Here is a 15,061-nt window from a genome sequence, read left to right on the forward strand (position 1 = left end):
GAGGCGATCCCCGACGGCCGCGGCGTCCACATGATCGACGGCAAGATGCAGGACGACGCGACCTGGAAGCAGTGCAAGGTCATGGTCGACCTCGCGAAGATGCTCGCCGAGAAGGACGACGAGATGCGCGAGGCGTACGGGTTCTAGCGACCTGGCGCGCCCCCGCTCGTGACCGGGGGCGAACCGGGGACCGTGCGACCTCGTGCCCGGTATGCGGGCACCACGTCGCACGGTCCCCGACGAGCGGCTGTTCGCGCGCGCGAACGACCAGTGGGGGCTGCTCCGTCACGACCACCTCGTCGCCGAGGGGCTCTCGGCGAGCGGCATCGGCAGGCGCCTCGACGACCGCCGCCTCAGCCGTCTGCATGCCGAGGTCTACGCATTCGGGCACACGTGCCTCCGCGACGAAGGCGTGTGGCTCGCGGCGCAGTGGGCGTGCGGCGAGACCGCCGTCCTCTCGCACGCGACGGCGGCGGCGTTCCACGGCATGGCGATCGGCGGCCGCGGCACCGCGCCCGTGCACGTGACGACGACGTCCGCCAGACGGAGCCGCGACGGCATCGCGACGCACCGGGTGAGGCGCCTCGACCGCGCCGACGTCTTCCGCACCGGCCACCTCGCCGTCACGACGATCCCGAGGACGATCGTCGACCTCGCCGACGTCCTCGACTGGCCGGCGTTCCGCGCGGTCGCCGACGGGCTTCCGCATCTGCGGCTCGACGCGATCCGCGACGCGCAGCGGCGGGCGCCGAACCGCGTCGGCGCGCCGCGCGTCGCCCGCCTCCTCGCCGCCGACGACGCGCACTCGCGGTCGGAGTTCGAGCGCCGCTTCCTCCGCTTCCTCCCCCGCCACGGGTTGCCGCGCCCCGACGCGCTCAACCTGCGGGTCGCCGGCCATCGCGCGGACTGCGTCTACCGCGAGCGTCGCCTCGTCGTCGAGCTCGACGGCCGTGCGTACCACCGTCGACGCGCCGAGATGCGTGCCGACCGGCACCGCGACAGCGACTACCAGCTCGCCGGCTACCGGATCCTCCGGCTCCTCTGGGACGACCTCCACCCCGACGAGGCCGCCGCGACGGCTTCGCGGATCCGTCGGATGCTCGCGGCGTGAGGGACCGTGCGACGCGGTGCCCGCCATGCGGGCGCGACGTCGCACGGTCCCCTCCCACGCGCGGGCCGCGCTTCGCGGGCCCGACGCAATATGGTCCCCGTCGCCATGAGGTTCTTCGAATACGAGGCGCGGGAGATCGTCAAGCGCGCCGGAATCCCGGTGACGGACTACGGGTTCACGACCGACGCGGCGGAGGCGAAGGAGATCGCCGCGCGGATCGGCGGCCCCACCGTCATCAAGTCGCAGGTCCTCTCCGGCGGGCGCATGAAGGCCGGCGGCGTGAAGTTCGCCGACACGCCCGAGGAGGCGGAGGCCCACGCGAAGGACATCCTCCAGCTCGAGATCAACGGGCACGTGCCGCGCGGCATCCTCGTCGATCCGAAGGCCGAGGCCGAGCAGGAGTACTACGCCGGCGTCGTCTGGGACGGGACGCGCAAGAAGCCGGTGATGATCTTCAGCCCGATGGGCGGCATCGACATCGAGCAGGTCGCCGAGGAGCACCCCGACAAGGTGGGGCGCCGGCACTTCTCGAACATCCTGCCGTTCAGCGACTACGAGGCGAAGGAGGTCATCGCCTCGACCGGCGTCACGGGCTCGGCGCTCACGCGCCTCGTCCCGATCCTCACGCGGCTCGCGCGGCTCTTCGTCGAGAAGGACATGACGCTCGCCGAGATCAACCCGCTCGCGCGGCTCTCCGACGGGACGTTCGTCGCCCTCGACGCCCACATGGACATGGAGAACGAGGCCCGCGGCCGCCACAAGGCGCTGCTCAAGGACCTCGGCGTCGGCGACGACGAGACGCGCGAGGCGCGCGAGCCCACGGAGTTCGAGCTCGCCGGCGAGGCGGTCGACGCCGCGAGCCACCGCGGCGTCGCCGGCAACGTCACCGAGTTCGACGGCAACCTCGGCCTCGTCATCGGCGCCGGCGGCGGCTCGCTCACCCTCTTCGACGCGGTCCGCAAGTACGGCGGCGACCCCGCGAACTACTGCGAGATCGGCGGCAACCCGTCGGTGTCCAAGGCGTGCGGGCTCGCGAAGCTCGTCCTCTCGAAGCCGGGCGTCGAGAAGATCGCCGTGATGATGTCGATCGTCTCGAACACGCGGGTCGACATCGTCGCCCGCGGCGTCATCAAGGCCTGCCTCGAGCTCGGCTACGACCCCGCCGAGAAGATCGCCATCTTCCGCATCCCCGGGGCGTGGGAGGACGAGGGCTACAAGATCCTCGACAAGTACGGCGTCGAGTACGCCGACCGCACGGTGTCCATGCACGAGGCCGCGAAGCGCGCGGTCGAGAAGATCCAAGGAGCGGCGGCCTGATGTCGATCCTCATCGACGAGACCACGACGTTCATCGTCCAGGGCATCACGGGGCGCGAGGCGGTCAACCTCACCCGCGAGTGCCTCGACTACGGCAAGGGCGCGAAGATCGTCGGCGGCGTCACCCCCGGCCGGCTCGGCCGCGAGGTCCACGGCGTCCCCGTGTTCGACACCGTCAAGCAGGCCGTCGAGCACCACGGCGGCCCGATCGACGGCTCCGTCGTCACCGTCCCGCCGGCGTTCACGAAGGACGCCGTCTTCGAGGCGCTCGAGAACGGCATCAAGATCATCGTCATCGTCACCGAGCGCATCCCCCGCCGGGACGTCGCCCAGATGGTCGAGCTCGCGACGCTCCGCGGCGCGCGCATCATCGGCCCGAACTGCCTCGGGATCATCGTGCCCGACGTCATCAAGATGGGCGGCATCGGCGGCCCGGCGAAGGACGCCTCGAAGGCGTACACGCCCGGCCCCGTCGGCGTCATCTCCCGCTCCGGCGGCATGACGACCGAGATGTCCTCGACGCTCACGGCGGCGGGCCTCGGCCAGTCGACGGCGGTGTCGATCGGCGGCGACGCGATCATCGGCTCGACGTACGCCGAGCTCATGCCGCTCTTCGAGGCCGACGAGCAGACCGAGGCGATCGTCATCTACACCGAGCCCGGCGGCCGCATGGAGGCCGAGCTCGCCCGCTGGGTCGCCGACAACGACTCGCGCCTCCCCATCGTCGCGTTCATGGCCGGCAAGTTCATGGACGAGATGCCCGGCATGAGCTTCGGGCACGCGGGCACGATCGTCGAGGGCAAGGAGGACACCGCGACCGAGAAGATCACCCGCCTGCGCGAGGCGGGGATCCAGGTCGCCGAGGAGATCTCGGAGATCCCGGATCTCGTGAAGCAGGCCATCGCTGAGAGGAGCGCCGCATGAGGAAGGACGCCACGTTCATCGCGGTCGAGGTCTCCGACGAGGTCGCAGGCGACGTCGAGCTCGCGAAGAAGCTCGAGGAGGTCTGCCCCGTCGACATCTACAAGGGGACGGACTCCGGCGTGCAGATCGACGAGTCCGAGCTCGACGAGTGCGTCCTCTGCCGGCTGTGCCTCGACGCGTCCCCCGAGGGCGCGGTGAAGGTGCTCAAGCTGTACGAGGACGGGGCCGCCCTCTAGCTCCGAGGCGGGCGCCCGTCGGTTCGTGCCCGAGCTGCCCGAGGTCGAGGCGGCGCGCGCCCTCATCGAGGCGCGCGCCCTCGACCGGGAGATCACCGCGGTCGACGACCGCGACAGCTACGTCTGCCGGCCCCACTCCGCCGGTGAGCTCGCCGACGCGCTCACCGGCCGCGCGCTCACCGCGGCGCATCGCATCGGCAAGTCGATGTGGTGCGAGACCGACGGGGGTGACGGGCCCTCGCTCGGCCTCCATCTCGGCATGGCGGGCCGCATCCTCGTCCTCGCGCCGGAGGGCGCCGATGACGCTCCCGGCCGTCACGCCGACCATGCGGGCGACCCGCTGAGCCCGGCCGAGGAGAAGGCGCTCGAGGCCGGCGGCCACCCCGATCCGAGGCTCTCCGGGAACCCGACCTGGGCGCGCTTCACGCTCGAGTTCGCCGACGGCGGCGCGCTGGTGCTGTTCGACAAGCGCCGCCTCGGCCGAGCCGTCCTCGACCCGGACCTGACGGCGCTCGGGCCCGACGCGCTCGAGGCGACCCGGCCCGAGTTCCGCGAGCGCGTCGGCGCGGGGGCCGCCCCGCTGAAGGCGCGCATCATGGACCAGTCGGTCATCGCCGGCGTCGGGAACCTGCTCGCCGACGAGGCGCTCTGGCAGGCCCGCCTCTCCCCTCTGCGGCCCGCCGGTGAGCTCGACGCCGACGAGCTCGACGAGCTGCGCCGCATCCTGCGCAGGGCGACGCGGCGCGCGATCACGCGCGGCGGCGTGCACACCGGCGATCTCATCGAGCACCGCCGTCGCGAGGGGGCGTGCCCGCGCTGCGGCGCGACCCTGCGCTGCGCGCAGGTCGGCGGGCGGACGACGTTCTGGTGCCCGGAGGAGCAGCACTGAGCCGCGAGACGCAGGATCGCGTCGTCCAGCGGCACGATCCTGCGCCTCGCGGGGGGTCGAGGCTCAGTCGCCGCGCTCGAGCGCGCGCAGCTTCCGGCGGTAGACCCGCATCGACCGCGTCGTGAAGTCCCCGTGCGTCTGCCTGCGCAGGCGCTCCACCCGCTCGCGGTGGTACGGGCTCGACAGCGACTCGTTGTGCCCGATGACGTCGTCGCGGTCGATGTCCTCCCGGGCGCGCAGCCAGCGCGTGAGCCGCAGCGAAGCGGCGAGCTGCCGCCGGTTGCCGAGCACGTCGGCGTCCTCGAAGCCGGTGTGCTCGATCCCGATCGCCGTGTGGTTGAGGCCGACCGTGTGGCGGCAGCGCAGCCGGAGCGGGACGAGCTGGTGGATCCGGCCGGCCGAGTCGACGACGAAGTGGCTGCAGACGTTCGGCCGCTCGCCGAGCTCCGGATCGGCGCGGTTCGACGCGAACGTGTTCCACACCGAGCGGTAGGTCCTCGCGACCGCGACGTGCTGGACGATGACCTTCGGGTCGCGGAGCCCCGCGTGCGCCGTGCCGTAGTGCCGCTTCGAGTAGGAGCGCATCTCGCGCTTGCGCCGGTCGTCGTAGGGGATCGGGTCCCAGTGGACCGGCGGACGCTCCGGCGCGCCGGAGGAGGCCGCGGCGATCGCGAGCCCGACCGCGGCCGCGTGCGCGGCGACGCTCATCCCCCGGCGAGCACGACGTCGTAGCCGTCGGCGCGGAGCATCTCGACGACGAGGTCGCGGTGGTCTCCCTGGATCTCGATGACGCCGTCCTTCACGGAGCCGCCGACGCCGCAGCGCTTCTTGAGCTTCCCGGCGAGCGCCTTCAGCTCGGCGTCGGCGAGCGGGACGCCGGTGACGGTGGTCACGCCCTTGCCGCGCCGGCCGGCGACCTCGCGACGGACGCGGACGCGGCCGTCGCCCTCGCGGGCGGCGGCGAGGCCCGGGTCGCGGGCCTTCCGGAGGTCGCCGTCGGTCGTCGCGTAGACGACCCGGGCGTCGCTGCGGCTGCGTCGCTTCGCCATCGCGACGGAGTGTGACTCAGTGACGGGCGCGGCGCGTGCGGTTGCGCTCGAGCTGCTTGTCGACGACCTGCGCGATGAGCCGCATGTACTGGTCGACGCCCGTCGCCTTCGCCTTCCCGTCGTAGAAGGCCTCCTGCCAGTCGGCGATCTTCGCCTCGTGCTCGACCATCGCGTTGAAGAAGTCGCGGCGCATCTCGACCCGGATCTTCGCGTCGGCCCCGATGTCCTTCGTCACCTCGACGTCGGGCATGAGGAGCCGGAACTGCTGGGTGTCGCCCCGGCCGTGGAGGTCCACGCCGATGACCATCTTGAGGGGCTTGAGCGCCGGCACCTCCTCGAGGAGGCTGCGGACGGTCGCTTCGATCATCTGGGGGGCGTCGGACGACATGCCCTGACCCTACAGTTCGCCGATGCGCTGCTTCGGCGACCCGCACGAGGACTACGGGGCCTACCACGACGACGAGTGGGGCCGCCCGGTGACGACCGAGGTCGGGCTCTACGAGCGCCTCTGCCTCGAGGCGTTCCAGTCGGGTCTCTCGTGGCTCACCGTGCTCCGCAAGCGCGACCGCTTCCGCGAGGTGTTCGGCGGCTTCGACCCGGAGGTCGTCGCGGCCTACGGAGATGCCGACGTCGCCCGCCTCCTCGGCGACGCGGGGGTCATCCGCAACCGCGCGAAGATCGAGGCGACGATCGCGAACGCCCGCGCGACGCTCGCGCTGCGCGACGGGCCGCGGACGCTCGACGAGCTCGTGTGGGCGCACGCGCCCGACCCGGCGGCCGCACACGCGCCGCCGACGAGCCTGCGCGACCTGCCGGCGACGTCGCCGGAGTCGGTGGCGCTCGCGAAGGCGCTGAAGAAGCAGGGCTTCCGGTTCCTCGGGCCGACGACGGTCTACGCCGCGATGCAGGCCTGCGGGCTCGTCAACGACCACCTGCGGGACTGCCCGGTGCGGGCGGCCTGCTCGCAGGAGCGCGCCGCGCTTCCTTCCCGCTGAGCGGGAAGGAAGCGCGGCGGCGGCTCTGGCCAGGCCTCGGGGGGGCCTGACCAGGCCTAGATCTTGTGGCGCTGGAGCAGCTTCTTGCCGATGACCATGCGCTGGATCTCGGACGTCCCCTCGCCGATGAGGAGCAGCGGGGCGTCGCGGTAGAGCCGCTCGATCTCGTACTCCTTCGAGTAGCCGTAGCCGCCGTGGATGCGGAAGGACTCCTCGACGCAGAAGCGGCCGCACTCGGAGGCGAAGAGCTTCGCCATGCCGGCCTCGAGATCCGAGCGCTCGCCGGCGTCCTTCAGCCGCGCCGCGCGGATCGTGAGCATCCGGGCGGCGTCGATCTGCGTCGCCATGTCGGCGAGCTTGAACTGGATCGCCTGGTGCTCGGAGATCGGCTTGCCGAACGTCTTGCGCTCCTGCGAGTACTTGAGGGCGAGCTCGAGAGCGCGCTGGGCGATGCCGACGCCGCGGGCCGCGACGTTCGCGCGGCCGACCTCGAGGGCGTCCATCATCTGGGCGAAGCCCTTGTTGAGGCCCGCGCCCTCACCGCCGAGGATGTTCTCGGCCGGGCACTTGTAGCCGTCGAAGACGAGCTCCGTGGACTCGACGCCCTTGTAGCCGAGCTTCTTGATCTTCGGCGGGACGGTGAAGCCGGCGTACTCGCCGGTGTTCTCCGAGACGCCCGACTCCTTCTCGCAGATGAAGCACGTCATGCCCTTGTGACGCGCCTCGGCGTCGGGATCGGTCTTCACGAGCGTGAAGACGAGCGAGGACATGAGGCCGTTCGTGACCCACATCTTCTGCCCGTTGATCTCCCACTTGCCGTCGTCGCCCTTCTTCGCCGACGTCTTGATCGCCTGGACGTCGGAGCCGAGCTCGGGCTCGGAGAGCGAGAAGGCGGCGCGGATCTCACCGGTCGCCATGCGGGGCAGGTACTTCTGCTTCTGCTCCTCGGAGCCGAACTTCATGAGGAGGTAGGTCCCGATGAAGTGCGTGTTGATGATCCCGGAGATCGAGATCCAGCCGCGCGAGAGCTCCTCGACGACCATGCAGTACGTCGTGAGGTCGAGGCCGAGCCCGCCGTGCTCCTCCGGGATCGTGATCCCGAAGAGGCCGAGCTCCTTCATCTGCTCGACGATCGGCTCCGGGTAGGTGTCCGTCGAGTCGTAGTGCTCGGCGTTGGGGATGATCTGCTCGTCCGCGAACTGGCGGACCATCTCGCAGATCGCCTTCTGCTCGTCCGTGCGGTCGAGCGACGAGGGAGTGGCGATGGCCATCGGGCCTCCTGCTTGTGCTGAGGTCGTGTGAGGGGGCGCAGACCGGCGATCTGCGACCTCTCAGGATACCCCGGACGGGCGGGAAAGGATCAGCCGCCGAACCGTGACCGGAGCGCCAGGACGTTGTCCACGTAGCGCTTGGTGTCGTCGTACATCCCGCGCTCGCGCACGGAGCCGAGGCCCTGGTAGTAGCCGGCGGCCGCGAGCGCCTGGTCCCCGCCCGTCTCACGCAGCAGATGACCGAGGAGCATGACGCCCGCGTGGACGTTGTCGGAGGGCGACGAGGCGTCGAGCCGCTGCCCGGCGAGATGCGCCTGGATCCAGTTCCACGTCCCGGGGATGATCTGCATGACGCCGCGAGCGTTGGCGGACGAGACCATCGCGTTGTTGAAGCCGCTCTCCTGCCACCCGATCGCCGCGGCGAGCGAGCCGGGGACGCCGTGCTCCTCGGCGACCCGCGCGACCGTCCCCGCGTCGACGCGACCACCCGTGGGCGCCGGCGGAGCCGCCTCCGGCGCCGAGGTCGGCGCGCCCGCGGGGTCGGGGCTCGTCGGCGGCGTCCCGGCCCCCGGGAGGCGGATCGGCGTCCCGCTGATGAGGAGCGCGTCGGGACGCAGGCCGTTGAGCTCCGCGAGAGCCGCGGGCGTCGTGCCGGCGCGCGCCGCGACGCCGCTGAGCGTGTCGCCCGGCTGGACGACGTGGGAGCCGCCCGTGAGCGACGCGCCGCCGCCACCAGTCGCGGCCGCGCTCTCGGTCGCGGGCGTCGCCGTCCCGGACGAGGCGAGCGCCGCCCGCCCCTCGTCGACGCTCGGCACGCCGATCTCCGACCCGAGCACGACGCTCGCGTCCTCCGGCAGGCCGTTGAACGCCGCGACCGTCCGGGTCGTGATGTTGTGCGCGGCGGCGATCGACCAGAGCGTGTCGCCGGGGGTGACCGTGTGGACCGTGTGGGCATCCGCCGCGGGCGCGGCGAGAGCGGGACCGAGGACTGCGAGGAGGGCGAGACGTCGCAGGGGCATGGGACTCCTTTCGGGGCGGGTCGCCTCACCCTGCCCAAGTGCGCCGCCATTCGCACGTCTCTCGGCGGTCTTACGTGCCCCTGCAACGTGCCGCCCGCGACGTGCGATCTCCCCTAGCCTCCTCGCCGGCATGAACTTCAGCCGCGACGTCGTCGACAGCGCCCCGCCCGACCGGCTCGCCCTCGTCGAGCTCGCCGGCGACGGGGCGCGGCGTGAGCACTGCTTCGGCGAGGTGGCCGACCGCTCCGCCCGGCTCGCCGGGACGCTCCTCGAGCGCGGGGCGAGGCGGGGCGACGTCGTCCTCACGCTCATCGGCAACCGTCCCGAGTGGGTCGAGACGATGGTCGCGTGCTTCCGCACCGGCGCCGTCGTCCTCCCGTGCACGGAGCAGCTCCGGGCGAAGGACCTCCGGCTGCGGCTCGACGTCGCGCGGCCCCGTGTCGTCGTCTGCGACGAGCGCAACCGCGCCGCCCTCGACGCGGCGCTCGCGCTCCCCGCCGCGCCGGGGTCCGAGCCGCCCGTCGTCATCACGGTCCCCGACCCGGAGGCGTACGCCGCCGAGCCCGCCCCGGCCGTCGACCTCTCGCCGACGGACCCCTGCCTCATCACCTTCACCTCCGGGACCTCCGGCGAGCCCAAGGCGGTCCTGCACGCGCAGCGCTACCTCACGGGCCAGCACGTCCAGGCCGAGCACTGGCTCGCCGCCGCCCCGGGGGAGCTCGTGTGGTGCACGGCCGCGAGCGGATGGTCGAAGTCCGCCCGCAACGTCTTCATCGCCCCGTGGATCCGCGGCGCCTCCGCGCTGCTGCACGACGCGCGGTTCGACCCGGCGGAGCGGCTCGAGATCCTCGCGCGCGAGGACGTGCACGTCCTCTGCATGGCGCCGACCGAGTACCGCGTCATCGCCAAGCGCGCGACCCTCTCGCCGTTCCCGGCCCTCCGCGGTCTCGTCGCCGCGGGCGAGGCCCTCAACCCCGAGGTCCTCCACGCGTGGCGCGAGGCGACCGGCCTCGTCATCCGCGACGGGTACGGCCAGACCGAGACGGGCCAGATGACGGGCGTCCCGCCGGGGTCGGAGGTGCGGCCCGGCTCGATGGGCCGCCCGCTCCCCGGCGTGCGCCTCTCGATCGAGGACGGCGAGCTCGTCGCCGACCCGGCGAGCGTCCCGACGTTCTTCCTCGGCTACCTCGGCGACGACGGCTCGCTCCCGGCTGCGGATCGGGCCGCCGACCCGCAGCCCTGGCGCACCGGCGATCGCGTCGTCGAGGACGAGGACGGATTCCTCTTCTTCGAGGGCCGCACCGATGACGTCATCATCAGCAGCGGCTACCGGATCGGGCCCTTCGAGGTCGAGAGCGCGCTCGTCGCCCACCCGGCGGTCGCCGAGGCGGCCGTCGTCGCGGCCCCCGACGAGGAACGCGGCAGCGTCGTGCGCGCGGTCGTCGTCCTGCGGGACGCCCACGAGCCCTCCGACGCCCTCGCCGGCGAGCTGAAGGAGCACGTGAAGGAGCAGACCGCTCCGTACAAGTACCCGCGGATCGTCGAGTTCGCCTCCGAGCTCCCGAAGACCGCGAGCGGGAAGATCCGCCGCGCCCAGCTGCGCGAGCGCGGCTGACCCCGCGTCTCCTCGCTCCTCATCACGAGGAGCGAGCCGGGGCTAGTCCTCGCGGGAAGCGACCTGGACCCGGACCGGGACCCCGAGCCGCTGCCGCGCGGCGTCGAGCTCCTCCTCGCCGTAGGCCTTCTCGCCCTCCGGGTGCGTGATGATGAGGACGCGGTTCGCCGGGAACGTCGCGAGGGCGTCCTCGGCGGCCTGCAGCGGCTCCGACTCGCCGACGTCACCCGTCGCGTCGAGGCCCTCGGCGCGGGCCTCCGTGACGGCCTCCTCCTCGATCGCGCGCGCCCGGGCGATCGCGTCGTCGACGTCGGAGACCCAGAATCGGACCGCCGAGTCGGTGAGCGCGGGGGCGACGATGAGCACCTCGACCTCGTCGTCGCCGGCGGCCTCGCGGACCATCCCGGGCTCGGGCACCTCGGCGGCGACGACGAGCAGCCGGTCGGTCGTATCGGGGTCGGTGATGGCGGTCATGGCGGGCGCATACCCCTCCCCGACCTGCGCAAACGCAGGGCCGCGCGTTCCCGTCGCACCGGATGTGCACGCGTCGTTGCACCGTCGACCGGCGTTCGCGATATACACCGCGACGCGCGCGGGGTCCAGTCCGCGCGCCGTGTCACGAGGGCCGGGCGGGCGCGATGGACGGCGTCCGGGGTCAGCACCCTCCCCACCCGCCCGAAAAGGACTCATGACTCCCTCCCACCGTCGTCGCGGCGCGCTCCTGGCCGTGCTCGCCGCCTTCCTCCTCGCCCCCGCCGCCGCCCACGCCGACACCTACACCGTCTTCGGCTGCCGCGGGCCCGCCGGCACGCCGAACGCGGCGACCGGCTGGCAGATCGGCCAGGTCGGCGCCTCCGCCGTCTCCAACTCGTGCGCGACCGGCGGCACCCTCGCCGCCGCCCTGTCCCCCGGCGCCCTCGGCGGCTCCGTCGCCCGCATCCGCTTCGAGGCGCCGCCCGGCACGCGCATCGTGCGGCTCGGCTCCCTGCGGGCCACGACCGGCGCGCAGCGCAGCACGGAGACCCTCGACGCGACGTACGAGCTCTCGACCGACGGCGCGATCCTCGAGAAGTGCGCGCTCGCGGCCGACTCGCCGTGCACGTCGGAGCTGCGCGATCCGCTCGACAAGCAGGGCCTCGACGCATCGTGGGCGCGCTACTCGGTCGTCTGCGCGAAGGGCGGCGACGAGCAGTGCACGCGCGCGCTGCGCGTGGACGTCGCCCAGGTCGCCGTCGGTCTGCGCGATGTCGCGCCCCCCACGGTCTCCCGCCTCGAGATCGCCGACGACGGGGAGCGCAGCGGGGTCCTTCGCCTGCGCTTCGACGCGGCCGACGCCGGCGGCGGCGTGTACCGCGCGATCGTGAAGGTCGACGGCGAGGTGAAGGCCGTCGCCCCGCTCGGCGCCGGGCCGTGCGCCGACGCGCTGCCGAGCGACGCCGATCCGTACCAGTTCGAGGTGCCGGTCCCCTGCCCCGCGATCACCCCCGCCGTGCCGATCGCCGTGTCGGCGAAGGACCTCCCGCCTGGTCCTCACACCGTCCAGGTCGAGGTCGAGGACGCCGCGGGGAACACGACGACCGCCTACGTCACCGAGTTCCCGCGGCCGAACGTCGCGAGCGCCTCGAACGGCGAGCCCGTCTCGCTCGCCACGCTGCGCAACGCGCGGGTCCGGGCCTACTTCGACCGCAACCGCCGCGCGCGGTACGCGAGCCGCTACGGCAAGAGGGTCGTCATCCGCGGCCGCCTCCGCGACCGTCGGACCGGGAAGGGCATCGTCGGAGCGCGCATCGACGTCTACCACCTCGTCGGGAAGAAGAAGCGCTCGCTCACGAAGACGGGGCTCAAGACGCGGGAGGGCGGCAAGCTCACGCTCATCCTCCCGATGGACCTCGACACCCGGCAGATCCGGCTCGCCTACCGCGCGCTGCGGCCGGGGCGGATCACGAGCCGCCACACGCTGAAGCTCACGGTGCGCGACAAGCGCGGCCGGGTCGTCCGCCGCGTGAAGTGAGTCCGCGGCGCCCGCCCGCCGACGACCTCGGCGTGCGGGCGCCGCCGGGCCCGGCGGCTCAGTCCGCCAGCGCGACGATCGCGTCGACCTCGACGAGAGCGCCCTTCGGGAGGGCCGCGACGCCGATCGCGACGCGGGCCGGCGCCTCGCTCGGGAAGAACTCGGCGTAGATCTCGTTGACCTCCGCGAAGGCGTCCATGTCGGTGAGGTAGACCGTCACGCGGACCGCGTCCGCGAGCTGCGCCCCCGCCGCGCTCACGACGTGCGCGAGGTTCTCGAGGCACTGGCGCGCCTGCTCGGCCGCCGTCGCCCCGACGAGCTCCCCGGTCTCGGGGTCGAGCGGGATCTGCCCGGAGCAGAAGAGGAGGTCGCCGCTGCGCACGGCGTGGTTGTAGGGGCCGATCGCGGCGGGGGCGCCGAGCGCGGTGACGACTTCGCGGTGTTGGGACACGGGGCGACCCTACCCGCCGCCGCCCGGGAGAACGCCCCGCGGCCTGCGCTACGGTCGTCCGATGGCCAACGCGCTCGCCGCCGAGACCTCTCCCTACCTCCTGCAGCACCGGGAGAACCCGGTGGACTGGCTCCCGTGGGGGGACGAGGCGCTGCGGCGCGCCCGGGACGAGGACCGCCCGATCCTCGTCTCGATCGGCTACAGCGCGTGCCACTGGTGCCACGTCATGGAGCGCGAGTGCTTCGAGGACGAGGAGACCGCCGCGGTCATGAACGAGCTCTTCGTCTGCGTGAAGGTGGACCGGGAGGAGCGGCCCGACGTCGACGCCCTCTACATGGACGCGGTGCAGGCGATGACCGGCCAGGGCGGCTGGCCGCTCAACGTCTTCATCACGCCGGAGCAGATCCCGTTCTACGGCGGCACGTACTTCCCGCCCGAGCCCCGGCACGGCATGCCGTCGTGGACGCAGGTCCTCCGGGCGGTCGCCGAGGCATGGGACGACAAGCGCGACGACATCCTCGCGCAGAGCGACCGCATCGTCCGGCATCTCTCGGGCGGCGCCGTGCTCGAGCCGTCGGCGAGCGCCTTCGACCCCGCCGTCTTCGAGCGCGTCGTCAGGACCCTGCAGGGGAGCTTCGACAGCGTGAACGGGGGCTGGAGCGGAGCGCCGAAGTTCCCGTCGGCGTCGACGATCGAGCTGCTGCTGCGGCTCGGCGAGAGCTCGATGAGCGTCATGACGCTGCATGCGATGGCGGGCGGCGGGATCTTCGACCAGGTGGGCGGCGGCTTCGCGCGCTACAGCGTCGACGAGCGCTGGACCGTCCCGCACTTCGAGAAGATGCTCTACGACAACGCGCTGCTCGCCCGGGCCTACCTCCACGGCTTCCAGGCGACCGGGGACCTCGTCCTGCGCCGGACGTGCGTCGAGACCCTCGACTGGGCGCTGCGCGAGATGCGAGGCCCCGAGGGCGGGTTCTTCAGCGCCCTCGACGCCGACAGCGAGGGCGAGGAGGGCAAGTTCTACGTGTGGACGGCCGCGGAGCTCCGCGACGCCCTCGGCGAGGACGCCGAGGAGGGCGTGGCGTGGCTCGGCGCGACCGAAGACGGCAACTTCGCCGATCCGCACGTCCCGCGCCCCGCCGGCGCACCCGGCCTCAACGTCCTCGAGTCGCGCGGCCCGGAGCCCGACCCCGAGACCCGCGAGCGCATCCGCGCGCGCCTCCTCGAGGCCCGTGAGCGCAGGGTGCGCCCCGGCCTGGACGACAAGCGGCTCACGTCGTGGAACGCCCTCATGATCGCCGCCCTCGCCGACGCCGGCGCGGTGCTCGCCCGCCCCGACTACGTGGAGGCGGCGGTCGACGCGGCCGACTTCGTCCTCCGCGAGCTCCGCGACGACGACGGGCGGCTGCTGCGCACCTACGGCCGGGGCACCGCGAAGTACCGCGCGTACCTCGAGGATCACGCGTTCCTCCTCGAGGCGCTCCTCGTCCTCCACGAGGCGACGCTCGCGCCCCGCTGGTTCCGCGAGGCGCGCGCCCTCGCCGACGAGATCCTCGCGCGCTTCCTCGACGAGGACTCGGGCGGCTTCTTCTCGACCGCCGACGATCACGAGGCGCTCGTCGCGCGCCGCAAGGACATCGAGGACCACCCGATCCCGTCGGGTCCGTCGGCCGCGGCGCAGGGTCTCCTGCGGCTCGCCGCGCTCACCGGCGAGAGCGCCTACGAGACCGCCGCGATCGGCCACCTCCGTCTCGTGCACGAGCTCGCCGAGCGCCACCCGACCGCCTTCGCGCACGCGCTGCAGGCCCTCCACCTCCACCTCCGCCCGATCCGGGAGGTCGCGCTCGTCGGCCCGCCGGAGGACGTCGCCGCCCTCGCGGCGGTCGTCCATGAGCGCCTGCGGCCCGACGTCGTCCTCAGCGGGGGCGACGGCGACCCCGACGGGGAGGCTGCGCGCACGGTCCCGCTCCTCGAGGGCCGCACCCCGGTCGACGGGCGAGGCGCCGCCTACGTGTGCGAGCGGTTCTCCTGCCGCGCACCGGTCGCCGACCCGGACGCGTTGCGCGAGCTGCTCGCCTGAGTCGCAGCACGGCGTGCCCCTGCGGCCGGGCTTCGCCGCACGCGCTCGTCACCTGCCTCGCCCCGCCCCGCCCCGCCCCTAGGGTCGATCCCCG

16 protein-coding genes and 1 pseudogene are annotated in these 15,061 nt (G+C 73.0%); 10 read left to right on the forward strand and 7 right to left on the reverse strand.

All coding sequences use genetic code 11. The features are described 5' to 3' along the window. The 6 genes and pseudogenes from ACME2J_RS16210 to ACME2J_RS16235 all read left to right on the forward strand — a co-directional run. Positions 1–147, forward strand: a pseudogene (locus tag ACME2J_RS16210) (CoA ester lyase); the annotation flags it as partial. A gap of 64 nt (positions 148–211) precedes the next feature. Then, positions 212–1,111 carry a DUF559 domain-containing protein gene (locus ACME2J_RS16215; protein WP_495546004.1) on the forward strand — a complete coding sequence of 300 codons (900 nt, stop codon included), beginning with the start codon at positions 212–214 and terminating at the stop codon, positions 1,109–1,111. Positions 1,112–1,216: 105 nt separating this feature from the next. Then, on the forward strand, positions 1,217–2,428 hold the full coding sequence (locus ACME2J_RS16220; protein ID WP_495545976.1) for an ATP-grasp domain-containing protein: 1,212 nt from the start codon (positions 1,217–1,219) through the stop codon (positions 2,426–2,428). Beyond that, positions 2,428–3,351: a succinate--CoA ligase subunit alpha gene (locus ACME2J_RS16225; RefSeq protein ID WP_495545977.1), complete on the forward strand. Its 924-nt coding sequence runs from the start codon at positions 2,428–2,430 to the stop codon at positions 3,349–3,351. Before ACME2J_RS16220 ends, ACME2J_RS16225 begins: the two co-directional genes overlap by 1 nt. Next, positions 3,348–3,587: a 4Fe-4S dicluster domain-containing protein gene (locus ACME2J_RS16230; protein WP_495545978.1), complete on the forward strand. Its 240-nt coding sequence runs from the start codon at positions 3,348–3,350 to the stop codon at positions 3,585–3,587. Before ACME2J_RS16225 ends, ACME2J_RS16230 begins: the two co-directional genes overlap by 4 nt. Before the next feature lie 25 nt (positions 3,588–3,612). After that, entirely contained in the window at positions 3,613–4,476 is an 864-nt protein-coding gene (locus ACME2J_RS16235) for a DNA-formamidopyrimidine glycosylase family protein (RefSeq protein ID WP_495545979.1), read from the forward strand. A gap of 63 nt (positions 4,477–4,539) precedes the next feature. Here the strand turns inward: ACME2J_RS16235 and ACME2J_RS16240 are convergent, their stop codons facing one another. The 3 genes from ACME2J_RS16240 to ACME2J_RS16250 are packed head-to-tail and all read right to left on the reverse strand — an operon-like array spanning position 4,540 to position 5,913. Then, the gene (locus ACME2J_RS16240; RefSeq protein WP_495545980.1) at positions 4,540–5,184 is read right to left on the reverse strand and encodes an N-acetylmuramoyl-L-alanine amidase; all 645 of its coding nucleotides are present in this window, start codon (positions 5,182–5,184) and stop codon (positions 4,540–4,542) included. Further along, complete coding sequence (locus tag ACME2J_RS16245) at positions 5,181–5,525, reverse strand: translation initiation factor (protein WP_495545981.1); 345 nt, start codon at positions 5,523–5,525, stop codon at positions 5,181–5,183. The genes ACME2J_RS16240 and ACME2J_RS16245 overlap by 4 nt, the downstream gene beginning before the upstream one ends. Positions 5,526–5,541: 16 nt before the next feature. After that, entirely contained in the window at positions 5,542–5,913 is a 372-nt protein-coding gene (locus ACME2J_RS16250) for a hypothetical protein (protein ID WP_495545982.1), read from the reverse strand. A 22-nt stretch (positions 5,914–5,935) separates the two neighbouring features. Here ACME2J_RS16250 and ACME2J_RS16255 point away from each other — a divergent pair, with 22 nt between their 5' ends. Then, positions 5,936–6,520 (forward strand): DNA-3-methyladenine glycosylase I, encoded by a 585-nt coding sequence (locus ACME2J_RS16255; RefSeq protein ID WP_495545983.1) that lies wholly within the window; start codon positions 5,936–5,938, stop codon positions 6,518–6,520. 56 nt (positions 6,521–6,576) lie between these two features. Here the strand turns inward: ACME2J_RS16255 and ACME2J_RS16260 are convergent, their stop codons facing one another. Both ACME2J_RS16260 and ACME2J_RS16265 read right to left on the reverse strand, forming a co-directional pair. Then, positions 6,577–7,791 (reverse strand): acyl-CoA dehydrogenase family protein, encoded by a 1,215-nt coding sequence (locus ACME2J_RS16260; RefSeq protein ID WP_495545984.1) that lies wholly within the window; start codon positions 7,789–7,791, stop codon positions 6,577–6,579. A gap of 89 nt (positions 7,792–7,880) precedes the next feature. Further along, a complete protein-coding gene (locus tag ACME2J_RS16265) occupies positions 7,881–8,810 on the reverse strand; it encodes a LysM peptidoglycan-binding domain-containing protein (protein WP_495545985.1) in 930 nt (309 codons plus the stop codon). 130 nt (positions 8,811–8,940) lie between these two features. Between ACME2J_RS16265 and ACME2J_RS16270 the strand changes: the two genes are divergently transcribed. Next, complete coding sequence (locus ACME2J_RS16270; RefSeq protein WP_495545986.1) at positions 8,941–10,425, forward strand: acetate--CoA ligase; 1,485 nt, start codon at positions 8,941–8,943, stop codon at positions 10,423–10,425. A 42-nt stretch (positions 10,426–10,467) separates the two neighbouring features. Here the strand turns inward: ACME2J_RS16270 and ACME2J_RS16275 are convergent, their stop codons facing one another. After that, the gene (locus ACME2J_RS16275) at positions 10,468–10,899 is read right to left on the reverse strand and encodes a hypothetical protein (protein WP_495545987.1); all 432 of its coding nucleotides are present in this window, start codon (positions 10,897–10,899) and stop codon (positions 10,468–10,470) included. A 214-nt stretch (positions 10,900–11,113) separates the two neighbouring features. On the opposite strand from ACME2J_RS16275, the gene ACME2J_RS16280 reads away from it, so the two are divergent. After that, complete coding sequence (locus ACME2J_RS16280; protein ID WP_495545988.1) at positions 11,114–12,436, forward strand: hypothetical protein; 1,323 nt, start codon at positions 11,114–11,116, stop codon at positions 12,434–12,436. A gap of 58 nt (positions 12,437–12,494) precedes the next feature. On the opposite strand, the gene ACME2J_RS16285 is transcribed toward ACME2J_RS16280, so the two are convergent. Next, positions 12,495–12,887, reverse strand: a complete 393-nt coding sequence (locus ACME2J_RS16285) for a Rid family detoxifying hydrolase (protein WP_495545989.1) — start codon at positions 12,885–12,887, stop codon at positions 12,495–12,497. Between the two features lie 61 nt (positions 12,888–12,948). Between ACME2J_RS16285 and ACME2J_RS16290 the strand changes: the two genes are divergently transcribed. After that, the gene (locus ACME2J_RS16290; protein ID WP_495545990.1) at positions 12,949–14,967 is read left to right on the forward strand and encodes a thioredoxin domain-containing protein; all 2,019 of its coding nucleotides are present in this window, start codon (positions 12,949–12,951) and stop codon (positions 14,965–14,967) included. The last annotated feature ends 94 nt before the right edge of the window (positions 14,968–15,061 follow it).

Source organism: Paraconexibacter sp. (assembly GCF_059438195.1).